This window comes from Mycolicibacterium pyrenivorans, assembly GCF_025821625.1.
GTDB classification, from domain to species: domain Bacteria; phylum Actinomycetota; class Actinomycetes; order Mycobacteriales; family Mycobacteriaceae; genus Mycobacterium; species Mycobacterium pyrenivorans.
In genome coordinates, this window is the sequence record NZ_JACKSH010000146.1 from 1 (window position 1) to 3,378 (window position 3,378).

Annotated in this window: 2 protein-coding genes and 2 pseudogenes; 3 read left to right on the plus strand and 1 reads right to left on the minus strand. The window is 64.1% G+C overall.

Features of this window, described 5'->3' with window-relative positions:
* Nucleotides 1–36: 36 nt before the first annotated feature.
* A pseudogene (locus tag H7I57_RS17285) lies at nucleotides 37–1,212 on the minus strand (tyrosine-type recombinase/integrase); the annotation flags it as partial.
* A 61-nt stretch (nucleotides 1,213–1,273) separates the two neighbouring features.
* Between H7I57_RS17285 and H7I57_RS17290 the strand changes: the two are divergent.
* From H7I57_RS17290 to H7I57_RS17300, 3 genes and pseudogenes are all read left to right on the plus strand, one after another.
* Nucleotides 1,274–2,353, plus strand: a pseudogene (locus H7I57_RS17290) (IS256 family transposase); the annotation flags it as partial.
* 67 nt (nucleotides 2,354–2,420) lie between these two features.
* Nucleotides 2,421–2,720 (plus strand): transposase, encoded by a 300-nt coding sequence (locus tag H7I57_RS17295; RefSeq protein WP_264024887.1) that lies wholly within the window; start codon nucleotides 2,421–2,423, stop codon nucleotides 2,718–2,720.
* A 14-nt stretch (nucleotides 2,721–2,734) separates the two neighbouring features.
* A complete protein-coding gene (locus H7I57_RS17300) occupies nucleotides 2,735–3,352 on the plus strand; it encodes an IS3 family transposase (protein ID WP_264024888.1) in 618 nt (205 codons plus the stop codon).
* The last annotated feature ends 26 nt before the right edge of the window (nucleotides 3,353–3,378 follow it).

Here is a 3,378-nt window from a genome sequence, read left to right on the forward strand (position 1 = left end):
ACCCGATTGTTGCTTGAGAACACCAATCATCCCAGCTCAGAGGGCACTTTCCTCATTCCGACACTCACATAACAGCAGGTCAGTCCGTGGATCGAGGCTAAGGTCTTCGACGTCAGCGAGTTGGTCGGTGACCGCGTCGCGGAATTCGGGGGCGGTGATGTAGTTGTCGCACCTTTCGCAAATGTTGGCGTACGGGCATGCACCAGCGGATTCGTGGGGGGCGCAGTGTCCGTGTGCGACGCGGGTTTTCAACATTTCGCTCTGCAGCCAGCTGACCTTGTCGGGCAGGATCGGCTTACCGACCGGGGTGAGGGTGAACTGGCGGCGCATCTTGCCCATCGCTTCGTCGTAGGCGACGCGCAGGGTGGGTGAGGCCAGGGTCGCGTAGCGGAGCGTCATCTGCGGCGTGACGTGTCCGAGCAGGGACATCAAGGCCTGCAGACCCATCCCGGCGTTGGCTAGCTCGGTAGCCCAGGTGTGGCGCAGTTGATGAGGAGTGACCACCAGGACGCCACCGCAGGGCCGGCGCAAGCTGGTGGATTCGGCGGCGGTGAGCAGACCGTTGCGTAACCGGGTGTAGCCCAGGCGGCGCCCATGCTGGGTGAACAGGAAGTCGGTGAGCACACCGGTCCGCGGATGCGGCCGAGGCCGATGCATGCCGCGGAGAGCGACCCACTCGTCGAGCGCGCCGTGGGTCACCGCTGAGAGGGGGACCATCCGTTCGGTGGCGAGCTTGCCCAGAGGCACCTTCAGCCACGTCCCGGCAGCGCCGTAGTCGACGATGCTGCCAAGTTCGAGGTCGAGCAGTTCCCCGACCCGCAGCCCGGCACCACGCAGTACGGTCAACCCGATACGGGCGAACGGATCCTGCAGGTGAGCAACGGCTTTCATCACTGCCGCGTCGAGGTCTGGGGCCAACGCGCGCGATAACGGCTGGTCAAGTTTGGGGACGTCGGCGGCGAAGACCAGCCGCCGCGATGGGGCCTGCTGCCAGCCCCAAGCGGTGATGTCGTCGAGTAAGTTGCGCAGGCTCAGCACTGCGGACTGGGCCACCGCGGCGGAGACGGTGCGTCCGGCGCCCGCAGCGGCGCGCTGACCGCGCCAGCCCCGGGTGCGATTCCATCCGAGGTAGCCCTCAACACAGCTGCGGTCGAGTTCGCCCAGGCTGGTGACGTCGGAATGGTGGGCGGTGAGGTATTCGGCGAACGGCAGCGAAGGTGTCAGATGGTTTGTGTGAGGTGCGATGCTCCTAACCGAAAGCCGAGACACACTGATGACCGTGGTGGACAAGAAACTTGATCGTGAGGAACGTCGACGTGCGCAGCGTGCGGGTGTGGAAGCCCTGGAGGCCTCGGGCGCCCTTGATGAGCTGTACTCGATGATCGACGCCGGTGAGGTTCAACTCGATGGCAAGGATGGGCTTATTGAGCAGTTGATCAAGGCGGGCCTCGAGCGTGGTCTGCAGGCCGAACTCAGTGACCATCTCGGATATGAGAAGGGCGATCCCGCGGCCGAGTTGTTCTCGAACTCACGTAACGGCACCTATCCCAAGACCGTCGCGACCAGCGTCGGAGACGTCGAGCTCGCGATACCAAGAGATCGCGATGCCACCTTCGCCCCGACGCTGGTGCCCAAGGGCTCACGACGGATAGGCGGTCTAGACGACATGATCGTGTCGCTGTACGCCGGGGGAATGACGGTGCGCGATATCGAGCATCACCTGGTGTCCACGATCGGCACTGAGATCAGCCGCGAGACCATCTCCAAGATCACCGACGAGGTCCTCGACGAGGTGCTGGTTTGGCAGCGCCGGCCGCTGGAGGCGTTCTACCCGGTGGTCTATCTCGACGCGATCGTGGTCAAGGTCCGCGACGGTGCTCACGTGCGCAACAAGGCCGCTCACATCGCCGTCGGTGTGGACATGGACGGTGTCAAACACGTTCTCGGGATATGGATTCAGACCACTGAGGGCGCGAAGTTCTGGGCCGGGGTATGCGCGGAGCTGGCCAACCGCGGCGTGGCCGACGTGCTCATCGTGTGCTGCGATGGCCTGACCGGATTCCCCGAGGCGATCGAGGCGACCTGGCCCGACTCGCTGGTCCAGACCTGCGTGGTCCATCTGATCCGCGCGGCGATGCGATTCGTCTCCTACGGGCAGCGTAAGGCCGTCGCGACCGCGTTGAAGTCGATCTACCAGGCCGCTGACGCCGAAGCAGCCAGGGCTGCGATGGACGCCTTCGCGGCCTCCGATCTAGGTCAGCGCAACCCGAACACGGTCCGGGTCTTCGAGGACGCCTGGGAGCGGTTCATCCCGTTCTTGGCGTTCCCACCGATGCTGCGAAGAGTCATCTACTGGGGTTGACCCTTGATGGTGGACACCTGACTGGTGGGACTGCTGGTCCTGCGGGAAGGTTGTCCGTATGTCGGGCAAGCGTAAGAAGTACACCCCGGAGTTCCGGGAGCAGACTGCCCGCCTGGTGATCGAGACCGGCCGGCCGGTGGCGCACGTGGCCGCCGAGATCGGTGTCGGCGAACAAGTGTTGGGTCGGTGGGTGCGCCTGATCCGTGAATCGGCCGCTGCTGGTGATACTGATGCAGTGTTGGATGCTGATGAACGCGCAGAGCTTGAGCGTCTGCGCAAGGAGAACGCCGAATTACGTTTGGACCGTGCCTTTTTGAAAAAAGCCGCGGCCTTCTTCGTCTCCGAACAGAACCGGTAGAAGCCTACCGGCTGATCGAGGCAGAGAAGGCCATCTACACGGTCAAACGGATGTGCGAACTCCTCGAGGTGTCACGCTCAGGGTTCTACAAGTGGCGTGTCAGCTGCGACCGCGGACCGACTCCGACCCAGCAGCGCCGTGTGGCGTTGGACGCCAAGGTCGCGGCCTTCCACAACGCCTCTGACGGGGTGTACGGGGCGCCGCGGGTGTTGGCCGATCTGCGTGAGGACGGCGAGCAGGTGTCACGCAAGACGGTGGCGGCTTCGCTGCGCCGGCAGGGTCTGGCCGGGATCAGCCCCCGCACCTTCGCGCCGGCGACCACGGTCGTCGACCTGGACGCCCCGATACCCAACGACCTGGTGAAACGCCGGTTCGACACCGGTGAGCTGGATCGGGTGTGGACCTCCGACATTACCTATCTGCGCACCGGTGAGGGCTGGCTGTATTTGTGTGCCGTGCGTGACGGCTGCTCACGGCGGGTGATCGGCTGGGCCATCGATGAGCACATGCGCACCGATCTGGTCGAGTTGGCATTCCCCCGAGACCGTGGAGGCATCAGCGATAGCGTCCCGGGAGGTGGTGGACTTCGGATTTGGCGTGGTTCACGCGGCGTGATCAACGAGTCATGTTGAACGCTAGGTGATTTGGTGTTGTTTCG